Source organism: Citricoccus sp. CH26A (assembly GCF_000224415.1).
GTDB lineage: Bacteria > Actinomycetota > Actinomycetes > Actinomycetales > Micrococcaceae > Citricoccus.
Genome location: NZ_AFXQ01000006.1, coordinates 57766 through 81870 on the forward strand (window position 1 = coordinate 57766; position 24105 = coordinate 81870).

General features: G+C 70.5%; 20 protein-coding genes and 1 tRNA gene. 14 read left to right on the forward strand and 7 right to left on the reverse strand.

Annotated elements, in window-relative coordinates; genetic code table 11:
• Nucleotides 1-33: 33 nt before the first annotated feature.
• Together CITRI_RS0105605 and tadA are read right to left on the reverse strand one after the other, a co-directional pair.
• Complete coding sequence (locus CITRI_RS0105605) at nt 34-1467, reverse strand: FAD-binding oxidoreductase (RefSeq protein ID WP_040385771.1); 1434 nt, start codon at nt 1465-1467, stop codon at nt 34-36.
• A 138-nt stretch (nt 1468-1605) separates the two neighbouring features.
• Nucleotides 1606-2082: a tRNA adenosine(34) deaminase TadA gene (gene tadA / locus CITRI_RS0105610; protein WP_010143688.1), complete on the reverse strand. Its 477-nt coding sequence runs from the start codon at nt 2080-2082 to the stop codon at nt 1606-1608.
• 55 nt (nt 2083-2137) lie between these two features.
• On the opposite strand from tadA, the gene upp reads away from it, so the two are divergent.
• The 12 genes from upp (at nt 2138) to CITRI_RS0105670 (ending at nt 14466) form a co-directional block, all read left to right on the forward strand.
• A complete protein-coding gene (gene upp / locus CITRI_RS0105615; RefSeq protein WP_029139070.1) occupies nt 2138-2773 on the forward strand; it encodes a uracil phosphoribosyltransferase in 636 nt (211 codons plus the stop codon).
• 378 nt (nt 2774-3151) lie between these two features.
• Entirely contained in the window at nt 3152-3988 is an 837-nt protein-coding gene (locus tag CITRI_RS0105620) for a winged helix-turn-helix domain-containing protein (protein WP_010143690.1), read from the forward strand.
• Nucleotides 3989-4157: 169 nt separating this feature from the next.
• Nucleotides 4158-4832 carry a TetR/AcrR family transcriptional regulator gene (locus CITRI_RS0105625; protein ID WP_010143691.1) on the forward strand — a complete coding sequence of 225 codons (675 nt, stop codon included), beginning with the start codon at nt 4158-4160 and terminating at the stop codon, nt 4830-4832.
• Between the two features lie 73 nt (nt 4833-4905).
• Entirely contained in the window at nt 4906-5754 is an 849-nt protein-coding gene (locus tag CITRI_RS0105630; RefSeq protein ID WP_010143692.1) for an enoyl-CoA hydratase-related protein, read from the forward strand.
• Nucleotides 5755-5818: 64 nt separating this feature from the next.
• Nucleotides 5819-6961, forward strand: coding sequence for an acyl-CoA dehydrogenase family protein (locus tag CITRI_RS0105635; protein ID WP_010143693.1), 1143 nt, complete (start codon nt 5819-5821; stop codon nt 6959-6961).
• Nucleotides 6962-7038: 77 nt separating this feature from the next.
• Nucleotides 7039-7812: an SDR family NAD(P)-dependent oxidoreductase gene (locus tag CITRI_RS0105640; RefSeq protein WP_029139073.1), complete on the forward strand. Its 774-nt coding sequence runs from the start codon at nt 7039-7041 to the stop codon at nt 7810-7812.
• 53 nt (nt 7813-7865) lie between these two features.
• Complete coding sequence (locus CITRI_RS0105645) at nt 7866-9533, forward strand: AMP-binding protein (protein WP_010143696.1); 1668 nt, start codon at nt 7866-7868, stop codon at nt 9531-9533.
• A gap of 86 nt (nt 9534-9619) precedes the next feature.
• Nucleotides 9620-10795 (forward strand): acyl-CoA dehydrogenase family protein, encoded by a 1176-nt coding sequence (locus tag CITRI_RS16480; protein WP_050813601.1) that lies wholly within the window; start codon nt 9620-9622, stop codon nt 10793-10795.
• 2 nt (nt 10796-10797) lie between these two features.
• Entirely contained in the window at nt 10798-11634 is an 837-nt protein-coding gene (locus tag CITRI_RS0105655) for an enoyl-CoA hydratase/isomerase family protein (RefSeq protein ID WP_029139074.1), read from the forward strand.
• Nucleotides 11635-11680: 46 nt separating this feature from the next.
• Complete coding sequence (locus tag CITRI_RS0105660) at nt 11681-12592, forward strand: 3-hydroxyacyl-CoA dehydrogenase family protein (protein ID WP_050813602.1); 912 nt, start codon at nt 11681-11683, stop codon at nt 12590-12592.
• Nucleotides 12582-13868, forward strand: a complete 1287-nt coding sequence (locus CITRI_RS0105665) for an acyl-CoA dehydrogenase family protein (protein ID WP_237708997.1) — start codon at nt 12582-12584, stop codon at nt 13866-13868. Before CITRI_RS0105660 ends, CITRI_RS0105665 begins: the two co-directional genes overlap by 11 nt.
• 43 nt (nt 13869-13911) lie before the next feature.
• The gene (locus CITRI_RS0105670; RefSeq protein WP_010143701.1) at nt 13912-14466 is read left to right on the forward strand and encodes a histidine phosphatase family protein; all 555 of its coding nucleotides are present in this window, start codon (nt 13912-13914) and stop codon (nt 14464-14466) included.
• A gap of 25 nt (nt 14467-14491) precedes the next feature.
• Here CITRI_RS0105670 and CITRI_RS0105675 read toward each other — a convergent pair whose 3' ends face one another.
• Nucleotides 14492-15583, reverse strand: coding sequence for an AI-2E family transporter (locus tag CITRI_RS0105675; protein ID WP_010143702.1), 1092 nt, complete (start codon nt 15581-15583; stop codon nt 14492-14494).
• A 259-nt stretch (nt 15584-15842) separates the two neighbouring features.
• Nucleotides 15843-15919 (reverse strand) — tRNA-Arg (locus tag CITRI_RS0105680).
• A 300-nt stretch (nt 15920-16219) separates the two neighbouring features.
• Here CITRI_RS0105680 and CITRI_RS0105685 point away from each other — a divergent pair.
• Nucleotides 16220-18061, forward strand: coding sequence for a phosphoenolpyruvate carboxykinase (GTP) (locus CITRI_RS0105685; protein WP_010143703.1), 1842 nt, complete (start codon nt 16220-16222; stop codon nt 18059-18061).
• A gap of 139 nt (nt 18062-18200) precedes the next feature.
• On the opposite strand, the gene CITRI_RS0105690 is transcribed toward CITRI_RS0105685, so the two are convergent.
• Nucleotides 18201-19382 carry a globin domain-containing protein gene (locus tag CITRI_RS0105690; RefSeq protein ID WP_010143705.1) on the reverse strand — a complete coding sequence of 394 codons (1182 nt, stop codon included), beginning with the start codon at nt 19380-19382 and terminating at the stop codon, nt 18201-18203.
• A 275-nt stretch (nt 19383-19657) separates the two neighbouring features.
• The gene (locus tag CITRI_RS0105700; RefSeq protein WP_010143706.1) at nt 19658-20104 is read right to left on the reverse strand and encodes an Rrf2 family transcriptional regulator; all 447 of its coding nucleotides are present in this window, start codon (nt 20102-20104) and stop codon (nt 19658-19660) included.
• A 129-nt stretch (nt 20105-20233) separates the two neighbouring features.
• On the opposite strand from CITRI_RS0105700, the gene CITRI_RS0105705 reads away from it, so the two are divergent.
• Nucleotides 20234-22444, forward strand: a complete 2211-nt coding sequence (locus tag CITRI_RS0105705; protein ID WP_010143707.1) for a RecQ family ATP-dependent DNA helicase — start codon at nt 20234-20236, stop codon at nt 22442-22444.
• A gap of 125 nt (nt 22445-22569) precedes the next feature.
• On the opposite strand, the gene manB is transcribed toward CITRI_RS0105705, so the two are convergent.
• The gene (gene manB / locus CITRI_RS0105710; protein WP_010143708.1) at nt 22570-24087 is read right to left on the reverse strand and encodes a hypothetical protein; all 1518 of its coding nucleotides are present in this window, start codon (nt 24085-24087) and stop codon (nt 22570-22572) included.
• Nucleotides 24088-24105: the final 18 nt, after the last annotated feature.

A 24105-nucleotide genomic window follows, 5' to 3' on the forward strand; every position in this document is an offset into this window, starting at 1 on the left:
TACCGGAGGAGGCGGTGGACCGCCGAATCCTGTTCAGGCCCCCATTCGCAGGGGCGGGATGTTGTGGTTGAGCCGGAAGACGTTCTGCGGGTCGTACCACCCCTTCAGGGCGGCCAGGCGCTCCAGTTTCTCCTCGCCGTAGAGGGATGCCGCCCGGCGCCAGAGGTCCCCCTCGTCCGCTCCGGAGGAGGGGCCCTCGGGCTCCCGGGCCATGAAGTTCACGTACTGTGCGCCACCGGAGAACGGCTCCACGTCCCGGGCCAGGCCGCGCACGAAGGCGATGTTGCGCTCGTCGTCGGCCGCCGACCCCCAGAAGCCGTAGACGTTCAGCCAGTACTCCGGGCTCCGGTCCGGGAACGCGGTCGCCCGGGGGTCCACGCGCCGGAACGCCCCGCCCATGTGGTGCAGGTCGAAGGCCGTGCCCTGCCAGGTCTGCTGTTCCGCCCGCGCGCACAGCACCGCGATGACCTCGTCGTCCAGCCGGAGCACCCCCGAGTTCTTCCAGTACGCGCGGACACCCTTCGGGAACAGGCCGTCCATCGCGGACTGCCACTCCGGCCAGGCCGTGGGGCCGACCTCCTCGGCGTCCGGCGGGGCCATCCCGGCGAGCTCGTCCGCGTGGTCCAGCCCGTCGCCGTGCTCCGCGCCGGCCCAGGCGAAGCCGATGACCAGCACCGGATCGGCGCCGAGGTCCCAGTCCGGCGGGGGAGTCAGCGCCGTGATGATGGCCGTCATCTCGTCCGGCAGGTCCCGGGTCCAGTCGGCGAAGGCCCTGAGCGCCCCCTCCCACCGGGGCCGGAAGTAGATGAGGTTGCCGCCCAGGACCGTGGGCGGCAGGGGATGCGCCGCGAAGGTGAAGGAGGTGACGACCCCGAAGTTCCCGCCGCCGCCCGTCAACCCCCAGAGCAGGTCCGGGTTCTCCTCCGCGCTGGCGTGCACGGTGCGCCCGTCGGCCGTCACGACGTCCGCGGCCAGCAGGTTGTCCACCGTCAGCCCGTGTTTCCGGGTCAGCCAGCCGAAACCGCCGCCCAGGGTGAGCCCGGCGACCCCGGTGGCCGAGACCACCCCGATCGGCACGGCCAGCCCGTGGGCGGTGGTGGCCCGGTCCAGGTCCGCCAGCGTCGCGCCCGGCGCCACGGTCACCGTGCCCGTGTCCACCTCGACCGTGACGTCGCGGCAGCCCCCGAGGTCCAGCACCAGACCGTCGTCCACGGTTCCGTAACCGGCCACGCTGTGGCCGCCGCCGCGCAGCGCGACGGGCAGCCCGTGGCGTCCGGCGAATTCCAGGCAGGGGGCGACGTCGGCCACGTCACCGGCGCGGACCACCACCGCGGGGTGGCGGTCGATCATCGCGTTCCACACGCTCCGCGCGTCGTCGTACAACGCGTCCTCGGGTCCGATCACCGTGCCGCGCACCGCTGAGGACAGGGTGCGTAACGCCTCGGGAGAGAGTCGGGGTCCAGCCATGACGGACCAGCTTCCGGTTCGGTGCCGGTCCCGGACGGGCCGGCCTTGCCGTGAATTCTTCCCCGGCGCCAGTCACCGGTCAACGCGCCGGGAGCGCCGGTCCTGGGGGTCCGGCGGGCCGCTTCCGGTCCGCGGCCCTCAGCCCCGGTGCGCGCGGAAGAACCCCGTCAGCACCTCCGCGCATTCCTGCTCGCGGATGCCGGGAAACACCTCGACCCAGTGGTTCAGCCGCGGCTCGCGGACGACGTCGAACACGGACCCGCACGCCCCGGCCTTGGGGTCCCACGCGCCGAAGACCAGTCGGGGGACGCGGGCCAGGACGATCGCCCCGGCGCACATGGCGCAGGGCTCCAGGGTGACCACGAGGGTGCAGTCCTCCAACCGCCACCCGTCGCCGTGCCCGGAGGCCCGACGCGCGGCGGCCGCGGCCCGCAGGGCCAGCACCTCGGCGTGGGCGGTGGGGTCCCCGCTCGCCTCCCGTTCGTTGCGACCGGTGCCGAGCACGGTCCGGTCCGGGCCCAGGACCACCGCGCCGATCGGCACGTCACCGGTGTCCGTGGCACGGCGGGCCTCGTCCAGGGCCAGCGCCATCCAGGAATCGTGCTCGGGATCCATGGAGACTGAGCCTATCCGGAGGGGGCGTGGCCCCTCCTTCTGTAGGGTTGGCACCATGCGCGTACAGCTCGTCGAACACCCGCTGGTAGCCCACAAGCTCACGGTCCTCAGGAAGCGGGACACCCCGTCCATGATCTTCCGGCAGCTGACCGAGGAACTGGTCATGCTGCTGGCCTACGAGGCCACGCGGGACGTCGCGGTGGAGCCCGTCCGGATCGAGACCCCCGTCGCCACCACCACCGGGGTCCGGCTGGCGCGGCCCACGCCGCTGGTGGTGCCGATCCTGCGCGCCGGCCTCGGGATGCTCGAGGGCATGGTCCGGATGGCGCCGACGGCGGAGGTCGGCTTCCTGGGGATGGCCCGGAACGAGGAGACCCTGGACATCGTCACCTACGCCGAGCGCCTGCCGGCCGACCTGACGGGCCGGCACGTGTTCATCCTGGACCCCATGCTGGCCACGGGCGGGACGCTGGCCGAGGCGGTGCGGTTCATGTACGCCCGCAAGGCCCGCCGGGTGACCTGCATCTGCCTCCTGGGCGCGCCCGAGGGCATCGCGCGCCTGGAGGGCGAGCTGGCCGACGTCGACGTGGACATCTACCTGGCGGCCGTCGACGAGCGCCTGAACGAACAGTCCTACATCGTCCCCGGGCTCGGGGACGCCGGTGACCGTCTCTACGGCGTCGCCGAATAGAAGGCGTCGCCCCGGCAACGGGCTCGGTAACAAACGGGGACGCCGGGGCAAAGAGGCGGTAACTTACCCCGGAATACCCGGAGGAGTGCTTCAGACCCCTCAAATGACGTGACCTTCGTCACAAAAAGGTACATGCGTCTCACGATGTGAGACGACGTGACCATTGTTACTTGCGAGAACAGATTGTGACGCTTCAGGGTTGTCACATGAAGTTCCGCGACCTGGTCGGCCTCCCTGAGGCCCAGTCCGCCCGGCGATGGCGTCGGCGGTGCGACCAGGCCGGCTCCTGGCCGGTGCGCGGCGGGCGGGGACGACCGTGATCCGGTCCGACCTGCTGGCTCCGCGCCGACGAGGAGATCGACGCAAGGATTCATCGACATGACCACCAGCCCCCAGGGATACGTCCACATCTCGGTCCGCAACGCCCAGCGCCGCGCGGCCCGGGTCCGCAGTTACCGCGAGCACGGCGGGACCTATGGGATGCCCCGCACCCGTCCGCTGCAGTCGGTGCAGGACCACGGCGACTCCGGCGCGGTCGCGCGGGACGCCGAGCCCCAGACCGCTCCGACGCCGGTGCTGGCCCCCAACGGCACTCCCGGCCCCCAGGCCGTGGCCACCGAGACCGAGGCTCGGGGCTTCGTGATCTACGTGGGGATGGACGAGTCCGCGGCCTCGGCGGCCGGGACCTCCCTGACGCGGCTGGCCAACGAGCTGCGCCACTACGTGGAGTCCCTGGTCCCGGGCTCGCAGTCCGCGGCGGCCGTGGCCATCGCCCCGGCTGGCGCCCCCGGGGCCGACCTGGAGGTCGTCCGCCAGGTGCTGGGTGATCCCACCATCCAGCAGGGCGCCCGGCCGGACCTGCTGCAGGCGCCCGCACCCGTCTCCACTCGTCAGCCCGGAGTCCTGATCGACCTGGCCCGCCGCGAGGTGATGCTGGACGGCGAGGGACTGAACCTCACCTACAAGGAGTTCGAGCTGCTGAACTACCTCGTGGAGAACGGCGGCCGCACGGTGGGGCGCGACGAGCTGCTGGAATCGCTGTGGAAGAACGCCGAGGACGTGCCGAACGAGCGCACCATCGACGTCCACATCCGTCGGCTGCGCTCCAAGCTGGGCCGGTTGTCCGGGACCGTGCGCACTGTGCGCGGCCAGGGATACCGCTTCTACGAGCATCCCGAGGTCGTCGTGTGGGCGGCACCGGAATACAGCATCTGACCCAGGCCCTCTAGGCCCCGCGGGACCCCGGATCCACTGGATCCGGGGTCCTCGTCGTTTAACGCCCCTTGCACCCTTGACCCCGCCGTCGATGTGTGAGTACAGTCACGAATGAACGAGCATTCATTCTTGCTGAACCAATATTCACACAAACTGAAGGGGCAGGTCCATGGTGCTGAAGGGCGCGGAAGAACTGGCTGTACCGGCCGAGGCCGCGCGCCAGGCCCGCTCGGACGCCCGGACCCGCCAACTGCTCGAGGCGGCGGCGCGGCTCATGGAGCGCAGCGGTTCGCACGGCGTCTCCATGCAGGCGGTGGCCGACGAGGCGGGCGTCTCCGTGGGCCTGATCTACCGCTACTTCGCCAACAAGCAGGAACTCGTCCAGGGCGTGATCCTCGGCGTCCTGGACGACATGGCACGGCTCATCCCCGCGGCCGTGGCGCCGGAGGCGGACCCGGTGCGGCGCATGGTCGCGGCCTTCTCGGCCTACTGCAGGGTGGTCGACGACAACCGCGAGGCCGTGCTGCTGACGTACCGCGAGTCCCACACCCTGGACGAGGAGGGGCGCCGGCTCATCAAGGACCTCGAGGTCAGGACGGCCCAGCCTTTGACCGACGCCATCCAGGAGGCCCTGGACCGCGGCCTGCTGATGCCGGTCGACACCCGGATCCTCTCCTATGACCTGCTCCTCATCGCCCACTCGTGGTCCCTGAAGCACTGGTACTTCGCACCGAGGATGACGTTCGAGGAGTTCGTGGCGAGCCAGTCGGCCCTCATGCTCGCCACGGCCGTGCACCCCGACCACCGAGACACGTACGCCGACCTGCTGGGCGCGCCCGCCTGAGCACGGGTCGCCCCGACCACCCACCCCTGGACCTGCCCGGAGACGCGGCAGGGCCACCACGGAAAGGACCATCATGACCGCTGAGAACACCACCGCCACCACCGGTTCGTCCCAGGCCCCGGCCGTCCCGGACTTCGGGGACATCACCTACGAGCGCCGCAACGCCGCCGCCGTCATCACCATCAACCGCCCGGACCGCTACAACGCCTTCCGCTCCCAGACCGTCGAGGAGCTCATCAAGGCCCTCAAGCTGGCCTGGGCCGACCGCGGCGTGCAGGCCGTGATCCTCACCGGGGCCGGACAGAAGGCCTTCTGCACCGGCGGGGACGTCAAGCAGCGCGCCGAGACCGGGGACTACGGCCCGAGCGAGTCCGGCATGTTCGAGATCGGCCTGCTGCACAAGACCATCCGCGACCTGCCCAAGCCGGTCATCGCCGCGGTCAACGGCCTCGCCATCGGCGGTGGGCACGTGCTGCACGTGCTGTGCGACCTGACCATCGCCTCCTCCACCGCCCAGTTCGGGCAGGCCGGGCCCCGCGTCGGGTCCTTCGACGCGGGCTTCGGCTCGGCCTTCCTGGCCCGCATCGTCGGCGAGAAGCGCGCCCGCGAGATCTGGTACCTCTGCCGCAAGTACGACGCCGCCACCGCCGAGCGCTGGGGCCTGGTCAACGCCGTCGTCGAACCGGACCGGCTGATGGACGAGGCCCTGGCCTGGGCCGACGAGATCGCGGCGAAGTCCCCGACCGCCATCCGCTTCCTCAAGCAGTCCTTCAACGCCGACACCGAGCACCAGGCCGGCCTGAGCGCCATGGCGATGTCCGCCCTGGACCTCTACGCCGTGTCACCCGAGGGCATGGAGGGCGCCATCGCCTTCGCCGAGAAGCGGGCCCCCGACTTCGCCTCCAAGGTCGTCAGCCACTGACCGTCGGCAGACCCACCACGACCACCCCACCACGACCACCCCACCAGGACCAGACGAGGGACCCATGGACTTCACGATCGACACGGCGATGCAGGGCTACATCGATGCCGCGGCGGCAATGGCCGATGAGCTGGCGCCGGGCTACCAACAGCGGGAGGCGGACCGGATCATCGACCCGGCCCTGCGCCTGGAGATGGGCGCACGTGGGCTGATCGCCCCCGAACTCCCGGAGGAGCTGGGCGGACGGGGTGAGCGAGCCCTGACCTCCGGGATGATCACCGAGCAGATCTCCCGCGGCGACATCAACGTCGGTTACGTCCAGGTGGTCGGCTCCCTGGTCGGGCAGATCCTGGCCCGCAACGCGGGACCCGAGCTGGCGAAGGCCTGGGTGCCGAAGATCGCCAGCGGCGAGGACATCGTGGCCATCGGCCTGTCCGAGCCCGACGGCGGCTCCGATGCCGGCAACCCCGGCCTCACCGCCCGGCGCCAGGACGGCGGCTGGGTGCTCAACGGCACCAAGTCCATGTCCTTCGCCCTCCACGCCGGCGCCACCGTGGTCTTCGCCCGGACCGAGGAGAACCGCCGGGGCCGGGGCATCAGCGCCTTCCTCGTCGAGCTCGACCGCGACGGCGTCGAGCGGCAGGGCACCCCGGACATGGGCACCAAGTGCGTGGGCCGCGGGTTCGTCACCTTCACCGACACCTGGATCCCGGAACAGAACCTGCTCGGGGCCGAGGGCAAGGGGTTCACCGAGGTCATGCAGGGCTTCGACTTCTCCCGTGCCCTCATCGGGCTCCAGGTCATCGGCGCCGCCCAGGTCACCCTCGACGAGACGTGGGAGTACGCCAGCCAGCGGATGGCCTTCGACCAGCCCATCAGCAAGTTCCAGGGACTGTCCTTCCCGTTGGCCGAGGCGGACACGCTGCTGACCGCGGCCCGGGTGCTGTGCCAGAAGACGCTGTCACTGAAGGACGCCGGCCTGCCGCACACCAAGGAAGCAGCCATGTGCAAGTGGTGGGCGCCGAAGACCGCGTACGACGTCATCAACCAGTGCCTGCTGTCCCACGGCCAGTTCGGCTACCTCACGACCCGGCCGATCGAGCAGCGAATGCGCGACGTCCTCGGCCTGCAGATCGGCGACGGCACGGCCCAGATCATGAAGCTCATCATCTCGCGGCAGAACCTGCCCCGCGCGGTGGCTCCCTGAGCCGGTGCGGCTCACGCGCCAGCGTCACCCCAGATTCCACCCGACTCCACCAGACCGCCAGAACCATGGAGGACACCATGACTGAACAGACCACCACCGTCAACGAGGAGAACCTGCAGGGCCGGATCTGCATCGTGACCGGCGCAGCCAGCGGCATCGGCAAGGGCATTGCCACCCGACTGGTCGCCGAGGGGGCGACCGTCGTCGTCGCCGACCTCAACGGCGAGGCCGCCGAGGCCACCGCCGCCGAACTGGGCAACGGATCCATCGGCATCCCCGTGAACGTCACCGACCGTGCCGCCGTGGACGCGATGACCGAGCAGGTCTTCTCCACCTTCGGGCGCATCGACGTCCTGGTCAACAACGCCGGCTGGGACAAGGTCGGGCCCTTCCTCGAGTCCGAGGTGGACGTCTGGGACCGGGTCATCGCCATCAACCTCTACGGGGTCCTGCACTGCTCGCAGTCCGTGGTGCGCAGGATGGTCGAGCAGGGCCACGGCACCGTGGTGAACATCGGCTCGGATGCGGCGCGCGTGGGGTCCAGCGGCGAGGCCGTGTACTCCGCCTGCAAGGGCGGCGTCGTGGCCTTCACCAAGACCCTGGCCCGGGAGGCGGCACGCCACGGCATCACGGCCAACGCCGTGTGCCCCGGCCCTGCCGATACCCCGCTGTTCGAACAGATCTCCGCGGAGAACCCCAAGCTGCGCACGGCCCTGGAGAAGTCCATCCCGCTGCGGCGGCTGGCCCAGCCGGAGGACCTGGCGAACGCCGTGGCCTTCATGGCCTCCCCTGCCTCGAAGTACATCACCGGACAGACCCTCTCGGTCTCCGGTGGCCTCACGATGCTCTGACCGCCCTGCCCCGCTTTCCTACCCCCGGTGGCTGCCCGACCAGGAAGAACACCATGCCCCATACCTTCGAGATGCTCCTCACCGACGAGGAGATCACCACCTATACCGAGTCCGGACACTGGCGGAACAGGCTGCTGGTCGACTACCTCGACGACGCCGTCGCGGCACGCCCCGGACAGGCCTGCACGATCGACGTGCGCGGCTCCCATACCTATGCCGAACTGGCCTCCGACGTCGAGGACTGTGCCCACGCCCTGCTGGAGTCCGGCGTCCAGGCTGAGGACGTGGTCTCGATCCAGTTGCCCAATTGGTACGAGTGGCTGGTCATCTACCTGGCCGCCAACCGGATCGGCGCCGTCGCCAACCCGCTGATCCCGATCTACCGCGACCGGGAGATCGGCTTCATGGCGGCCACCGCGCGCACCTCGGTGCTGTTCATCACCGAGACCTTCCGGAAGTTCAACTACGCGGACATGGTCGACCGCCTGCGCCCGGAGCTGCCGGACCTGCGGGAGACCGTGATCGTGCACGGTGAGGGGGCGCGGGACGGCTTCACGTCCTGGGAGGACTTCCTGGCCCGCGGCCGGGCCCGCCGGGAGTCCGACCCGGTGGACCTGGCGGCGCTGCGTCCCGACCCGAACTCGCTGGCGCTCATCATGTTCACCTCCGGGACGACGGGCCGTCCCAAGGGCGTCATGCACACCCACAACTCGGTGCTGTCCGGCGCGCTGCCGTGGCCGGACCGGCTGGGCCTGGACGAGCACTCGGTCATCCACATGGCCTCGACCTTCGGGCACCTGACCGGATTCCTCTACGGCGTCTCCCTGCCGATCATGCTCGGTGGCACGGGTGTCTTCCAGGACGTGTGGGACGTCGAGGAGTTCGTGGAACTGGTGGAGAAGCACGGGATCAACCACACCTCGGCGGCCACACCCTTCCTGCACGACCTCATCGGCGCGAGGAACCTCGCCGAGCACGACGTGAGCTCCCTGAGGCACTTCTGCTGCATGGGCGCCCCCATCCCACGGTCCTACGTGGCCGAGGCCAGGGAGAAGCTGCCGGAGATGAGCGTCTTCGGCGGCTGGGGGCAGACGGAGTGCTGCCTCGTGACCATGGGACACCCCTCCGACCCGGACGAGAAGATCATCTCCACGGACGGGCGTGCCCTGGACGGGATGCAGACGCGGGTCATCGGCTTCGACGGCCGCCCCGCTGCCCCCGGCGAGGAGGGGAAGCTGCAGATCCGCGGCCCGTTCCTGTTCCGCGGTTACCTCGGCCAGCTCGACAAGACCCGCGAGGAGTTCGACGGCGACTGGTTCGACACCGGCGACCTCGCCACCATGGACGAGGACGGCTACGTTCGCCTGGCCGGGCGCACCAAGGACGTCATCATCCGGGGCGGGGAGAACATCCCGGTGACCTATGTCGAGAACGTCCTCTACGAGCACCCGGACGTCGAGGCCGTGGCCGTGATCGGCGTTCCCCACGAGCGGCTGCAGGAGACCGCGGCCGCTGCCGTGGTCATGCGCGAGGGCGCGCAGGAGCTGACGATGGACACCCTGAGGGCGTTCTTCGACTCCAAGGGGCTGGCCAAGCCGTACTGGCCCGAGCGCCTCATCATCGTCCCCGAGCTGCCCCGCACCCCCTCCGGAAAGATCCAGAAGTACCTGCTGCGCAAGGAACTCGTCGAGCAGGCCCAGGCACAAGGAGCACAGAAGTGAACACCGCAATCAACACCGCACCGACCGGTCGGTCTGCGTCGGGGGATCTCTCGGCCTCGTTCCTGGGTCCGGTGGACCTGACGGGGATGGACGGGTTGTTCTCCGACCAGGAGAAGCAGCTGGCCCTGGAGGTCCGGTCCCTGGTGGACGAGGTGATCCGCCCGAACATCGCTGACTGGTACGAGGCGGCGGTGTTCCCGCGCGAGATCGTCCCGGAGCTGGGGAAGCTCGGGGTGCTGGGCATGCACCTGGAAGGGTACGGGTGCGCCGGGCGCTCGGCCGTTCAGTACGGTCTGGCGGCCCAGGAGTTGGAGGCCGGGGACTCCGGGCTGCGGACCTTCGTCTCGGTGCAGGGCTCGCTGGCGATGAGCGCGATCCACAAGCACGGCTCCGAGGACCAGAAGACCCAGTGGCTGCCGGCCATGGCGAAGGGTGAGGCGATCGGCTGCTTCGGGCTCACCGAGCCCGGGGCCGGCTCGGACCCGGCCTCGATGAGAACCACCGCCCGTCAGGAGCCGGGTGGGGACTGGGTGCTGACCGGGACCAAGCGGTGGATCGGGTTGGCGACCCTGGCCGATGTGGCGATCATTTGGGCCCAGACCGGTGAGCACGGCGACGGGCGTGGGGTGCGCGGGTTCGTGGTGCCCACGAACACTCCCGGGTTCTCCGCCGAGGCCATCGGGTCCAAGCTGTCGATGCGGGCCTCGGTGCAGTGCGAGATCCACCTCGATGGAGTGCGCCTGCCGGCCGAGGCGATCCTGCCGGCCGAGAGCGCGGTCGGGCTCAAGGGCCCGTTCCAGTGCCTGAACGAGGCCCGCTACGGGATCATCTGGGGGGTGATGGGCGCCGCGCGGGACTCGTTCAACGCGGTGTTGGACTACACGTTGGGCCGGGAACAGTTCGGGGCCCCGCTGGCGTCCTACCAGTTGACGCAGGCCAAGCTGGCGGACATGGCGGTGGCGATCAACAAGGGGTACCTGCTGGCCCACCAGATCGGCCGGACCAAGGACACCGACCCCAAGGCGTTGACCCCGGCGATGATCTCCACCGGGAAGCTGGACAACTGCCGGGTCGCGATCGGCATCGCCCGGGACGCCCGCGAGATGCTCGGCGGCAACGGGATCACCCTGGAGCACTCCCCGCTGCGCCACGCCAACAACCTCGAGTCCGTGCGCACCTACGAGGGCACCGACGAGGTCCACCAACTCACCATCGGCCGCACCCTCACCGGCATCGGCGCCTTCACCCGAACGGAGCAGTGACCATGACCGACCAGCAGACCCACCAGCAGGTCGACATCGCGGTCTCGTTGCAGAGCCTCCCGGAGGCCTTCGAGACGATCCTGGCCGAGGTGAGCGGCGCCGTCGGGACCATCACCATCAACCGCCCGGACAAGCGCAATGCGCTGTCCCGGACGGTGCTGGCCGAGATCGGCCGGGTCCTGGACGCCTGGGAGGAGGACGAGGCCGTCTCCGCCGTGATCTTCACCGGCGCCGGGGAGAAGGCGTTCATCGCGGGTGCGGACATCTCCCAGCTCGCGCACTACGACCTGCCCTACGGCCTGGCGGCGCACATGCAGCGGCTGTACGACCGGATCCAGGACTACCCCAAGCCGACCCTGGCCGCCCTGAACGGCGTGGCGATGGGCGGTGGACTGGAACTGGCGATGAGCTGCGACATCCGGATCGCCGCGGAGCACGCGAGGATGGGCCTGCCGGAGACCACGCTGGGCGTGCTGCCCGGCGCGGGCGGGACCCAGCGCCTGTCCCGGCTGGTCGGCACCGGCCGGGCGGTGGAGATGATCCTGACCAGCCGGATCCTCACCGCCGCCGAGGCCGAACGCTACGGCCTGGTGACAGCGGTCGTCCCGGCCGCCGAGCTGCTCCCGACGGCGGCAGCCACCGTGGGCACTATCCTCACCAAGGGTCCGCTGGCGATCCGGCTGGCCAAGATGGTCATCGGCCAGGGCGCGGAGACCGATCAGAGGACGGGCCTGCTGCTCGAGCGGCTGGCGCAGACCCTGCTGTACACGACCGAGGACAAGGCCGAGGGCGCCGCCGCCTTCCTCGACAAGCGCACCCCGGAGTTCCGGGGCCGATGACGCGCGCGACCGACACGACATGGACGACCCGAAGGGTGATGCAGCGATGACGACGAACCAGAACGCGGGACAGGCCACGCCCCCGGCGGCCACGGACACCGGGGTCCGGCAGATCCTGGTGATCGGGTCCGGGGCGATGGGCCGGCAGATCGGCATGGCGGCCGCCGTGGCCGGGTTCACCACCACCGTCCGGGACGTGGCCGCCGAGGCGGTGTCCGCCGCGGAGCAGGACATGCGCACCTGGCTGGAGGGCCGGGTCGCCAAGGGCCGGATGGACCAGGAGAGCGCTGACGCGGCCTGGGAGCGGATCACGTTCACCACCGACCTGGAACCGGCCATCACCACCGCCGACCTGGTCATCGAGGCCGCCACCGAGAAGCTCGACGTCAAGCGCTCGGTCTTCGCCGAGCTGGACCGCCTGGCCCCGCCCCACGCCATCCTGGCCACGAACTCCTCCACCTACGGCTCCTCCGCGGTGGCCGATGCCACGGGCCGGCCCGAGAAGGTGTGCAACATGCACTTCTTCAACCCGGCCCTGGTCATGAAGGCCGTCGAGGTCGTCCGTCACGACTCGACGTCCGAGAAGACCGTCGCGACCGTCGAGGCCGTGGCCCGGGCCATGGGCAAGATCCCGGTGCTGCTCACCAAGGAGGTGCCCGGTTTCGTGGCCAACCGGCTGATGGGCGCGGTCCGCAACGAGGCCCTGGACCTGTACTCCCAGGGTGTCGCCTCGGTCGAGGACATCGACGAGGCCGCCAAGAACGCGCTGGGCCACCCGATGGGTCCCTTCGAGCTGATGGACCTGGTGGGCCTGGACGTCACCTACCTCATCCGCCAGGCCACCTACGAGCTCACCGGGGACGAGGCCGAGAAGCCGCACCCGCTGCTGGAGCAGAAGTACCGGGCCGGCGAGTTCGGCCGCAAGACCGGGAAGGGCTGGTACAGCTATGGACACTGAGGCGATGCCGCAGGCCACCGACCCCCACCCCGTGGACTGGGCGCAGGACACCGCGGAATACCTGGACTCCCTGCGCTCCGGGCTCACCACGGCCCGGGACACGGACTACCTGCTGCTCGAGCAGGACCTGCCCGAGGACGCACGGCGGGCCCGGGCCGCCGTGCGGGCCTTCGTGGACCGGGACGTGCTCCCGGTCATCAACGGTTACTGGGAACGGGCCGAGTTCCCCTACGAGCTGTTGGAACCGCTGGCCGCCACGGGCGTGGTCGGAGGGGCCATCACCGGGCACGGCGCGCCGGGACTCTCGCGGCTGGCCGCCGGACTGGCCACGGTGGAGCTGTCCCGCGGGGACGGGTCGATGAACACGTTCCTGGGCGTCCAGGCCAACCTGTCCATGGGCACGATCAACATGCTCGGCTCCGAGGAGCAGAAACGGCGCTGGCTGCCGGACATGGCGGCCCTGCGCAGGATCGGGGCCTTCGCGCTGACCGAACCCCGGCACGGCTCGGATTCCGTGAACCTGGACACCACCGCCCGCCGCGAGGGCGACACCTGGGTCATCAACGGTGCCAAGCGGTGGATCGGCAACGGTTCCATGGCCCACCTGGTCATCATCTTCGCCCGCGACGAGGCCGACGGGCAGGTCAAGGCCTTCGTGATGGAACGCGGGGACCCCCGCGACCCGGAGGACCGCCCGGAGGGTTTCGACTACCAGGTCATCGAGGGCAAGGTCGGCAAGCGGGCGATCCTGCAGGCCAACCTGTCCTTCCGGGACCTGCGGATCCCCGAGGAGAACCGGCTACCGGGGGCCCGGGGCTTCCGGGACGTGTCCCGGGTCCTGGCGACCACCCGCGGTGGTGCGTCCTGGGAGGCGCTGGGGCATGCCCTGGCCTGTTTCGAGGCGGCCGTGACCTACGCCGAGGTCCGCGAGCAGTTCGGCCGCCCGGTCGGGTCCAACCAGCTCGTGCAGAACACGCTGGCACAGATGCTCACCGAGCTCACGGCCATCCAGTTGCTGTGCTTCCGGATGGCCCACCTGCAGGAGACCGGCCAGTGGACCGGGTCGATGGCCTCGATCGCGAAGATGCACACCGCCAACAAGGCCCGCTGGATCGCCCAGCAGGCGCGGGACCTGCTGGCCGGCAACGGGTTGCTGCTCGACTTCCACGTGGCGCGGCACCTGACGGACATGGAGGTCGTGCACACCTACGAGGGCACCGAGTTCATCCAGTCGTTGCTGATCGGACGGAAGATCACCGGGCAGAACGCCCTGTGACCTCGGCGGTCCCGGCAGTCGGGGCGACCACTACGCTGGGTCCATGCCCTCCGACGTCGTGAACCCCGCCTCCCGGAACCGCACCGGGGAGAAGACCCTGGTGATCCTCCGCCACGCCAAGTCCGACTGGCCCAAGGGCGTGCCGGACCACGAGCGGCCCCTGGGCGGGCGGGGCAACCGGGAGGCACCGCTGGCCGGGAAGTGGCTGGTGGAGCACGGGATCTACCCGGACATGATCCTGTGTTCGGACGCCGTGCGCACCCGGCAGACCTGTACCTGGGTCTGCAGCGAGCTGGGCGAGAAGGCGCCGACCCCCTACCTGGACTCCCGCCTCTACGACACCGATGACACCGGCGCCCTCGCCGTGATCAACGAGACCGAGGAACAGGTGCGGACCCTGATGGTGGTCGGCCACCTGCCGTGGGTCCAGGACCTCGGGATGCGGCTGTCCTCCATCGACTCCGACGAGGAGGCGGTGGTCAGCATGGCCGAGCGGCTGCCCACGCTGGGCCTGCAGGTGTTCGCCGTGCCGGGGGAGTGGGCCACCCTGGACGGCCGCGACGCGCGGATGACGCACTTCGTCGTGCCGCGCCCCTGACGCGCCGGCCACGTCGAGGGCGGCCTCAGGTCTTCGCGTCCTGACGGGGGATCACGACGTTCCGGATGACCAGCAGTGCCGCGGCGGTCACGGGGATGGCGATGAGGGCGCCGAGCAGGCCGAGCAGCGTCCCGCCGACGAGGGCGCCGATCACCACGAGTGAACCGGGGACGGCGATCACCCGCGTCATCACGCGCGGGGTCAGCAGGTAGGCCTCGACCTGCATGTACACCAGGTAGGCGATCGCGAAGAACAGGGCGGGCACGGGCCCCGTGAACAGGGCCAGGACGCTGCCGATCACCCAGAACAGGACCGTCCCCACGAGCGGGATCAGGGTGATGCAGAACGCGGTCACCGCCATCAGCGCCGGGAACGCGAGTCCGAGCACCAGGTGCAGGATGAGGACCACGGCGGCGTTGCACAGGGCCAGGATCACCATGCCCCCCAGGTAACCGCCGACGGACTGGGTGATCCTCTCCGTGAGGTCCTCGAGGACCTCACGGCTGCGCGCCGGGGCCAGCCGGTAGAACGACTGCTTCATCTGCCGCAGCGACGCCAGGAAGTACAGGGACAACACCAGGACGATGAGCAGTCCGGAGAACCCGTTGGCGATCCCGAAGCCCGCCTGGAGCGCGCCCCCGCCGATCACCGACAGGCTGCCCGGGTCGGTGAGGAAGTCCTCGACCCGACCGGTGAGCGTGCCCAGCCCGTCGCCGAACATCTCCCGCAGGCGGGCGTAGGCCTCGGACCGGATGACGTCATCGACGAAACCGGGGATGCGCTGGACGAAGACGACGATCTGCCCCACCACGGCGGGGATGATCAGCGCCAGCACGCCCACCACGGCCAGGACGAAGGCCGTGAAGGTGAGGGTTATGGCCGCCGGCCGTCCGAGCCCGGCCCGTTCGAGGGCGCGCACCGCCGGGTCGAGCCCGAGGGCGACGAACAGGGCGAGCAGGATGTACATCAGGACCGTCGTCAGGCTGGACAGCGCCAGGGCCAGGACCACGGCGGTCAGGGCGCCCAGGGTCAGGACGAAGCCGAAGCCGAAGGGATGGCCCAGGGCGTCCAGCGCGGTGCGGAGCTTCGTCCGGGTGGCCTCGGGGCCCGACCGCACGGGCCGGTCCCGCGGTGAGGGCGGGGGCGACGCCGTCTGCGGGGGCGGCGGGGACGGCCGGTCCTGCCGGGGATCCCGTGCGGGGGGTTCTGGGGAACTGGCCTGGGTCATCGACGCCGCCTGGGATTCGTCTGGATCGGCGAGGACCGGCGGGTACCCGCATGCCTGATCGTAGACGGTCCGCCAACGGTCAACGGAAGGGCGTGGATGCGGAAGAGGCCGGACCCGTGGGGGTCCGGCCTCTTCCGTCTTCATTACCTGGTGCGCCCTAAGGGATTCGAACCCCTGACCTTCTGTTCCGTAGACAGACGCTCTATCCAGCTGAGCTAAGGGCGCATCGCCGCGAACGGCCTTGAAGAACTATAGCGATTCACCTGCCGTTCGCCAAATCGGCCTCGATCGGGGTCCCGGTGGGCCCCGGGGGTGGGTCCCCCGGCGGGTCATTCCGGGCATGCGGGGAGGGGGTGCGGTGCCGGGGCCGGGTGTCCGGTAGGTGACGTCACCGGAACGGGCGTGTGATCTGCGTGGGTAGAATGAGGCACCGGAGACGGTGTACGCACAACGGAGTGCCGGCCACTGACGGCCCGTTCCGGAGGCGACCCCAAAGGCAGCCGCTACCCAATGGAGGGAACCCCCATGGCAGACAACTCCTCACTCACCTTCGCAGACCGAGCCGTGGCGGAGGCCCCGACCTCGTACGGGAAGCTGCTCGACTGGGTGAAGGAGGTCGCCGCCCTGACGGAGCCGGACTCCGTGTACTGGGTGGACGGTTCGCAGGAGGAGTATGACCGCCTGGCCGCCGAATTGGTCGAGGCCGGCACCTTCGTGAAGCTCGCCGAGGACAAGTTCCCGAACTCCTACGCCGCCTTCTCCGACCCGGCCGACGTCGCCCGCGTGGAGGACCGCACGTTCATCTGCTCCGAGAAGGAGGAGGACGCCGGCTTCACCAACAACTGGATGGAGCCCGGCGAGATGAAGGGCATCCTCCAGGACGCCTTCGCCGGTTCCATGCACGGGCGCACCATGTACGTGATCCCCTTCGTGATGGGTCACCTGGACGCCGAGGACCCGAAGTTCGGCGTGGAGATCACCGACTCCGCCTACGTGGTCAACTCCATGCGCATCATGGCCCGCATCGGCACCGACGTGCTGCGCAAGATGGAGGAGACCGAGGCGTTCTTCGTCCCGGCCCTGCACTCCGTCGGCGCCCCCCTGGAGGACGGCGAGGAGGACGTCGCCTGGCCGTGCAACGAGACCAAGTGGATCGTGCACTTCCCCGAGGAGCGCTCCATCTGGTCCTACGGTTCCGGTTACGGCGGCAACGCCCTGCTGGGCAAGAAGTGCTACGCGCTGCGCATCGCCTCGGTCATGGCCCGGGACGAGGGCTGGCTCGCCGAGCACATGCTGATCCTGCGGCTGACCAACCCGGAGGGCAAGTCCTACACCATCTCCGGCGCCTTCCCCTCGGCCTGCGGGAAGACCAACCTCGCGCTGATCGACCCGACCATCGAGGGCTGGAAGGCCGAGACCCTGGGTGACGACATCACCTGGATCCGCCCCGGCCATGACGGCGAGTTCCGCGTGGTGAACCCGGAGACCGGGTACTTCGGCGTGGCCCCGGGGACCGGTTGGTCGACCAACCCGAACGCCATGCGCGCGATCGCCAAGGGCAACTCGATCTTCACCAACGTCGCCCTCACCGACGACGGCGGCGTGTGGTGGGAGGGCATGACCGACGAGGTCCCGGCGCACCTGACCGACTGGCGGGGCAACGACTGGACGCCCGAGTCCGGAACCCCGGCGGCCCACCCCAACTCCCGGTTCTGCACGCCGATCGAGCAGACGGACATGCTGGCCCCGGAGTACAACGAGCCGAACGGCGTGAAGCTGGACGCCATCCTCTTCGGTGGCCGCCGCAAGACCACCGTCCCGCTGGTCACCGAGTCCTTCGACTGGGAGGACGGCATCTTCAAGGGCGCCACCCTGTCCTCGGAGACCACCGCGGCCGCGGCCGGCGCCGTGGGCGTCGTCCGCCGCGACCCGATGGCCATGCTGCCGTTCATGGGCTACGACGCCGGTGACTACCTCGAGCACTGGGTCCGGGAGTCGGGCAAGGTCGCCCAGGACAAGCTGCCGAGGATCTACCTGGTCAACTGGTTCCGTCGCAACCGCGATGGCGGCTTCGCGTGGCCCGGTTTCGGCGAGAACTCACGTGTGCTGAAGTGGATCGTCGAGCGCCTCGAGGGCACGGCCGATGCCACGGAGACCCCGATCGGCCGCACCCCGACCCCGGAGTCCCTGGACCTGACCGGGCTGGAGATCTCGGCCGAGGACCTCGAGGACGCCCTGAAGGTCGACACCGAGGAGTGGACGGCCGAGGTGGCCTCCATCGAGGAGTGGTTCGCGCGGTTCGGCTCCTCCCTCCCGGCCTCGATCGGCGGTCAGCTGGACGGACTGAAGCAGCGACTGGGCGCCTGAGGCGCCGGTAGCCCCCTCGGCCGCGTCCGGGGGGCGGGACACGAACGGGCCGGGCCCGGTGGGTGACCACCGGGCCCGGCCCGTTCTCGTCAGGTGGGCGCGGGCCGGCGTCGTGGGGCACGACGCCGGCCCGGCCGGCTCAGGCGGCCAGCCAGAGATCCGGCCCGAACACCTCGTAGTGGATGTCCGTGGCCGGGATGCCGGCGGCGATCGCCTGGGAGCGCACGGCCTTCATGAAGGGCAGTGGCCCGCAGAGGTAGACCTTGGCGTCGGCCGGGAGATCGACGGCGGCCAGGTCCATGAATCCCGGGCGCGGGGCCAGCTCGGCGCTGGCGTCCGTGGTGTCCTCGAGCCACAGGGCGAGATCGGCGTTCGGCAAGGCGGTCAGGCTCTCGCGCATCTGGTCCTTGAGGGCCCAGTCGCCCTCGGTGCGCTCGGCGTGCAGGACCAGGACCTGGCGCTCGGAGGCCTCCGCGGCGAGGGTCTGCAGGACCGAGGCGCTGGGGGTGCAGCCGATGCCGGCGGTGGCCAGCACGAGGGGGGCGTCCGAGGTGTCGAGCTCGATGTCCCCGTAGGGGTTGGACAGTTCGACGACGTCACTCACCTGCACGCTGTGGTGCAGGAAGGGGGAGACCTCCCCGCCCTCGTCCAGCTTCGTGGTGAACACGCGGGTGGTGGTCGAGGCGGCGTCCTCGGACAGGGAGTACTGGCGGCACTGGCGCAGGCCGTCGGCCAGGCGCACGCGCACGGAGACGTACTGGCCCGGGCGGGCGACAGTGGCCGGGGTCGCGTCCGCGGGCTCCAGGCGGAAGGTGACGCTGCCGCGGCCCGCGGGCTCCTTGGCGACCACGCGCCACGGGGACCAGGCCTGGTCGTTCGCCTGCTGGGCGTACAGGCCCTTCTCGATCTTGATCAGGGCGTCGGCCATCAGCCAGTACACCTCGGTCCAGGCCGCGGCCACCTCCTCGGTGACGGCCTCGCCCAGCACGTCCACGATCGCGGCGAACAGGTGCTCGTAGACGATGGGGTACTGCTCCTCGACGATGCCCAGGGAGGTGTGCTTGTGGGCGATGCGGGTCAGCACCTTCTCGGGCAGGGTGTCCGGGTGCTCGATGAGGTGGGAGGCGAAGGAGGCGATGGAACCGGCCAGTGCCTTCTGCTGGGTGCCGTTGCGCTGGTTGGCGCGGCTGAAGATGCCGTCGAGCAGCTCGGGGCGCGCGGCGAACATGCGGGCGTAGAACTTCGGGGTGATCTCGTCCAGGTGGGCTGCCACCACGGGAAGCGTGGCCTCGATGACGGGGCGGGCGGTGTCCGAGAGCATGTCGACTCCTTCGTCGATGAAACTTGCTTGGCGTATGCAAGATTGACACTCTGATTTCTACACCTCGTAGAAGTTCACGTCAAAACGAGCGCGTCACACCCGTCCACGGGACGCCACCGAACGCCCCTGGGGGAGTCAGGAGGAGTCCGGGGAGTCCAGGGCGCACTGGTGGAGGGGTGCCGAAAGTGGCTGAGGATGGCGGTGGCGGTGGCGGAGGCGCTGGCGATGGCTGGAGGTGGTGCGGCCGCGATTCCGGGGGGCGCGGGGGAGGCCGGTCAGCGGACCGCCGGCGTCGGCAGCTGAACGGGCTCGGGCGGGCCGGTCAGCTGGGCGACCGTGGTCCCGTCCAGCTCCGCGTAGAAGGCCTCCCGCGCCCGGGCCAGCGCGGACCGCAGTCTGCAGCCGTCCAGCAGCGGGCAGGGCCGCCCACCGTCGGTGACGGCACCGGTGCAGTCCACGATGTCCGGCTGGGTGTCGAGGTCGCGCAACAGGCCGCCCACGGACAGCCCGAGGCCGACCGGGGTGATGCGGGCCCCGCCATGGCGCCCGCGTGACACCTCGAGGGCGCCGCGGTTCTTGAGCTCCAGTACCGCCTTGCTGACGTGGTTGTAGGGGATCCCGACGGACTCGGCGATCTCCCGGCCCGTCATCTGCCGGTCCGGCTGGGCGCCCAGGAGCATGAGGGTGCGCAGGCAGACGTCGCCGAACGCGTTGAGCTTCACCCCTCCATTGTCCCAGATCCAGGACCATGGGGGACCCGAGGTACTGCACAGCCCACCGGGCGAGGCCCCGACTTCACGGTGCGGCGGCGTGCCGGTTAGCGTGTCCCCGCCGGCTGGAATACTGGGCGCATGGTGGACGAAGAGTACGGCCAGGCAGACATCGACCTGCTGACGGGGGGCGGTGCCGAGCGCCCGGACGGCCTGAAGGACGAGGCGCTGGAGATCCTGCGCCGGCTCGTGGGCCACCCCGACGCACAGTTCCACGAGGGGCAGTACGAGGCGATCGAGGCGCTGGTCGCCCGCCGTCGTCGCGCCCTCGTGGTGCAGCGCACCGGCTGGGGGAAGTCCGCGGTCTACTTCGTGGCCTCCCTGCTCCTGCGGGCCCGGGGCGCCGGACCGACCCTCATCGTCTCCCCGCTCCTGGCCCTGATGCGGGACCAGGTCGCCGCCGCCGCCCGGGCGGGGGTGCGGGCGGAGGCCATCAACTCGGCCAACGCCACCGAGTGGGACCTGGTCCAGCAACGCCTCGCCGAGGACTCCGTGGACGTCCTGCTGGTGTCCCCGGAGCGGCTGAACAACCCCCACTTCCGGGACGTGCAATTGCCGGACCTCATTCGCCGCACCGGGATGCTCGTGGTGGACGAGGCACACTGCATCTCGGACTGGGGTCACGACTTCCGTCCGGACTACCGGCGGATCCGTGACCTCATCGCCCAGCTGCCGGGCTCCGGCGAGCGCCGTGTCCCCGTCCTGGCCACCACCGCCACGGCCAATGCCCGGGTCGTCCAGGACGTCGCGGAACAGCTCGGCGTCGCCGGCACCGAGGAGGTCTTCGTCCTGAGGGGCCCGCTCGCCCGGTCGTCGTTGCGGATGGGGGTGCTGAGGATGCCCAGCCCTGCCAGCCGGCTGGCGTGGCTGCTCACCCACCTGGGGGACTTTCCCGGCTCGGGGATCGTCTACGCGCTGACCGTGTCCGCGGCGGAGGACACTGCCCGGGCCCTGCGGGAGGCCGGGCACGAGGTGGCCGCGTACACCGGCCGGACGGATCCGGAACAACGCGCGGAGCTGGAACAGGGTCTGAAGGAGAACCGGGTTAAGGCCCTTGTGGCCACCTCGGCGCTCGGCATGGGGTTCGACAAGCCGGACCTCGGGTTCGTCATCCACCTGGGAGCGCCCAGCTCCCCGGTCGCCTACTACCAGCAGGTCGGCCGCGCGGGCCGGGCCACGGACCACGCGGACGTGCTCCTGCTGCCGGGCACCGAGGACCGGGACATCTGGCGGTACTTCGCCACCACGTCCATGCCGGACGAACACCGGGCCCGGACGGTGCTGAACGAGCTGGAGGCGGCGGGCCGGCCGCTGTCCGTGCCCGCCCTGGAGACCCGCGTGGACGTCAAGCGCACCCCGCTGGAACTGCTGCTGAAGGTGCTGGCCGTGGACGGGGCGGTCGAGCGGACCCAGGGCGGCTGGCAGCGCACCCGCCAGGCGTGGACCTATGACGGGGAGCGGTACGGCCGGGTCGCGCAGGCCAGGGTGCACGAAGAGAACCTCATGCTGGACTACGAGAACACCACCGGTTGCCGGATGGAGTTCCTCTCCCGCGTGCTCGACGACCCCGAGGCCACCCCGTGCGGCCGGTGCGACAACTGCGCCGGCCCCTGGTATCCCACTGCGGTGGCGGAGACGGCCCGGGACAGCGCCTCGCGGGCCATGGGCCGCGTCGGCGTGCCCATCGAGCCGCGCCGGACCTGGCCGAGCGGGATGGACCGGCTCGGCGTGCCCCTGAAGGGCCGCATCCCCGAGGAACTGCAGAACGGCGAGGGCCGGGCCGTGGCCCGCCTGACCGACCTGGGCTGGGGAGGCCGGCTGCGGGCCCTCTTCGCCACCACCCGGGACGGTGTGGTCGACGCGCCCATCGACGAGGACCTGCTGCAGGCGGCCGTCAAGGTCCTGACCGCCTGGGAGTGGGAGCAGCGTCCGATCGCCGTGGTCTCGGTTCCGTCGACGTCACGGAACCAGCTGGTCACCTCGTTCGCGGAGGGGATCGCACGGATCGGGCGGTTGCCCTACCTGGGCCACCTGGAGTTCGCCAGCGACGTCCCGCGCAGCGAGTCCGGCGGGAACAGCGCGTTCCGCCTGGCCTCGGTCTGGCAGCGGTACACGGTGCCCGGCCCGATGCGGGACCAGCTCGCCTCCGCCGAGGAGTCGGGTCGGCACGGACCGGTCCTGCTGGTGGATGACCGGGCGGACAGCCGCTGGACGCTGACCGAGGCCGGCCGGGTACTGCGCGAGGCCGGCGCCCAGGGCGTGCTGCCCCTCGTCCTGGCGCTCGCGGGCTAGGAGGGCCAGGACGGCATCTGGGGGGGCGCACGCGCCAGGGGGCCTTGCGGTGTCGTCCCTGGGGTGGCGTCCCTGGGGACGGGGACGCAGGAACGGCGCTCAGGAACGGCGCTCGGGAACCGGGCTCAGGAAGCCTGTCGGACCAGGGCCAGCACGGCGTCGCGGACGCGTTCCATGGTCGGGGTGTCCCGGGCCTCCCCGTTGTAGCGCAGGAACGGCTCCGTGTTGGACGGGCGGAGGTTGAACCACCAGGCGCCGTCCACGGCCGCGACCGTCGTGCCGTCCATCCGGTCCACGCGCACCCGCGTGCCGGCCAAGCCTGATCCCTGCAGGTGGGCGTCGTCCGCCACGGTGTCCTGACCGGAGGAGGCGGTGTCCCCGGCCAGCGTGGGGGCGAAGACCTCGAGCACGCGCGCCACCGCTCCGGCCTTGTCCTCGACCTCGGAGTTGAGCTCACCGGAGGCGGAGTACGGGTCGTACTCGGCGGCCAGCTCCGACAGCGGTCCCTCCTGGGCCCCGAGTGCCGCCAGGACGTGCATGGCGGCCAGCATCCCGGTGTCGGCGTTGAAGAAGTCCCGGAAGTAGTAGTGCGCGGAGTGCTCGCCGCCGAACACGGCGCTCTCCTCGGCCATGACCGCCTTGATGAAGGAGTGCCCCACGCGGGTCCGCACGGCGCGGCCACCCTCGGCGGCCACCAGTTCCGGCACGGCGTGGGAGGTGATCAGGTTGTGGATGATGACCGGTTCGGCCTCGGGGGCGTGCACGGTGCCGTTCACGGTGTCACCGGCCCTGGCCCGGACAATCTCCCGGCGGGCCACGAGGCCGGTCACGGCGGACGGGGAGACCGGGGCGCCCTGCTCGTCGATCACGAAGCAGCGGTCCGCGTCGCCGTCGAAGGCCAGGCCCAGGTCCGCGCTGTGTTCCGTGACGGCCCGCTGCAGGTCCCGGAGGTTCTCCGGCTCCAGCGGGTTGGCCGGGTGGTTCGGGAACGTACCGTCCAGCTCGAAGTACAGCGGCACGATCTCCAGCGGCAGCGCCTCCAGGACGGCATTTCCGAGCACGGCGGGCGTCGTCTTGCCGGCCATGCCATTGCCGGCGTCCACGACCACCTTCAGCGGGCGGATGTCGGACAGGTCCACCAGGGACCGCAGGTAGGAGGCGTAGCCCGAGAGCATGTCCTGTTCCGTGACCGACCCGGTGCGTTCACCGGCGGGCACGTCACCGGCGTCCAGGTACCCCTGGGCGACGTCGCGGATCTGGAACAGGCCCGTGTCCGAGGACACCGGGACGGCCCCGGGCTTGGCCATCTTCATGCCGTTGTACTCGGCGGGGTTGTGGGAGGCGGTGAACACCACGCCCGCCGCCTGCTCCACGCCGCAGGCGTAGTAGAGCATGTCCGTGGAGACCAGCCCCAGCATGACCACGTCGGCGCCGCGTGCCGTCGCCCCCGCGGCGAAGGCACGGGCGAACTCCGGGGAGGAGGGACGCATGTCCCCACCCACCAGGACCCGGTCCCCGGCCAGTCCCAGCACGTCCACGAACGCGGCACCCACCGCGCGCACCGAGGCGACGGTGATCGTCTCGCCGACGATGCCGCGGACGTCGTAGGCCTTGAAGGACTGGCTGAGGTCAACTGAAGTCATCACGACATGCCATCCTAG

What these genes read in the sequence shown, in the direction of transcription:
- CITRI_RS0105605 (WP_040385771.1), bottom strand. Translation starts at nt 1,467, where the DNA reads ATGGCTGGACCCCGACTCTCTCCCGAGGCGTTACGCACCCTGTCCTCA.
- tadA (WP_010143688.1), bottom strand. Translation starts at nt 2,082, where the DNA reads ATGGATCCCGAGCACGATTCCTGGATGGCGCTGGCCCTGGACGAGGCC.
- upp (WP_029139070.1), top strand. Translation starts at nt 2,138, where the DNA reads ATGCGCGTACAGCTCGTCGAACACCCGCTGGTAGCCCACAAGCTCACG.
- CITRI_RS0105620 (WP_010143690.1), top strand. Translation starts at nt 3,152, where the DNA reads ATGACCACCAGCCCCCAGGGATACGTCCACATCTCGGTCCGCAACGCC.
- CITRI_RS0105625 (WP_010143691.1), top strand. Translation starts at nt 4,158, where the DNA reads ATGGTGCTGAAGGGCGCGGAAGAACTGGCTGTACCGGCCGAGGCCGCG.
- CITRI_RS0105630 (WP_010143692.1), top strand. Translation starts at nt 4,906, where the DNA reads ATGACCGCTGAGAACACCACCGCCACCACCGGTTCGTCCCAGGCCCCG.
- CITRI_RS0105635 (WP_010143693.1), top strand. Translation starts at nt 5,819, where the DNA reads ATGGACTTCACGATCGACACGGCGATGCAGGGCTACATCGATGCCGCG.
- CITRI_RS0105640 (WP_029139073.1), top strand. Translation starts at nt 7,039, where the DNA reads ATGACTGAACAGACCACCACCGTCAACGAGGAGAACCTGCAGGGCCGG.
- CITRI_RS0105645 (WP_010143696.1), top strand. Translation starts at nt 7,866, where the DNA reads ATGCCCCATACCTTCGAGATGCTCCTCACCGACGAGGAGATCACCACC.
- CITRI_RS16480 (WP_050813601.1), top strand. Translation starts at nt 9,620, where the DNA reads ATGGACGGGTTGTTCTCCGACCAGGAGAAGCAGCTGGCCCTGGAGGTC.
- CITRI_RS0105655 (WP_029139074.1), top strand. Translation starts at nt 10,798, where the DNA reads ATGACCGACCAGCAGACCCACCAGCAGGTCGACATCGCGGTCTCGTTG.
- CITRI_RS0105660 (WP_050813602.1), top strand. Translation starts at nt 11,681, where the DNA reads ATGACGACGAACCAGAACGCGGGACAGGCCACGCCCCCGGCGGCCACG.
- CITRI_RS0105665 (WP_237708997.1), top strand. Translation starts at nt 12,582, where the DNA reads ATGGACACTGAGGCGATGCCGCAGGCCACCGACCCCCACCCCGTGGAC.
- CITRI_RS0105670 (WP_010143701.1), top strand. Translation starts at nt 13,912, where the DNA reads ATGCCCTCCGACGTCGTGAACCCCGCCTCCCGGAACCGCACCGGGGAG.
- CITRI_RS0105685 (WP_010143703.1), top strand. Translation starts at nt 16,220, where the DNA reads ATGGCAGACAACTCCTCACTCACCTTCGCAGACCGAGCCGTGGCGGAG.
- CITRI_RS0105690 (WP_010143705.1), bottom strand. Translation starts at nt 19,382, where the DNA reads ATGCTCTCGGACACCGCCCGCCCCGTCATCGAGGCCACGCTTCCCGTG.
- CITRI_RS0105705 (WP_010143707.1), top strand. Translation starts at nt 20,234, where the DNA reads ATGGTGGACGAAGAGTACGGCCAGGCAGACATCGACCTGCTGACGGGG.
- manB (WP_010143708.1), bottom strand. Translation starts at nt 24,087, where the DNA reads ATGACTTCAGTTGACCTCAGCCAGTCCTTCAAGGCCTACGACGTCCGC.